General features: G+C 46.1%; 1 pseudogene. It reads right to left on the bottom strand.

The features are described from left to right. A pseudogene (locus SB772_RS44715) lies at positions 1-243 on the bottom strand (adenosylhomocysteinase); the annotation flags it as partial.

Here is a 243-nt window from a genome sequence, read left to right as displayed (position 1 = left end):
AGCGAATTTTTCTTCGAACAGATACATTTGAGCCAATACTTGGTTGGCAAATGAGCCGTCCATAACGCGTGATGGGTGACCAGTTGCGTTACCTAGGTTTACTAGGCGACCTTCAGCAAGCAAGATCAAATAATCGTTCTCATCGTCTGAGCGGAAGATTTGATGCACTTGTGGCTTGATCTCAACCCAGCGCCAATTGTCACGCATAAACTGAGTGTCGATTTCGGTGTCAAAGTGACCGAT

The sequence above is a fragment of the Paraburkholderia sp. SIMBA_030 genome, assembly GCF_046535245.1.
Classification (GTDB): Bacteria; Pseudomonadota; Gammaproteobacteria; order Burkholderiales; family Burkholderiaceae; genus Paraburkholderia.
Note: the sequence above shows the minus strand (reverse complement) of the source record. Positions and strands in the feature narration are given on the sequence as shown.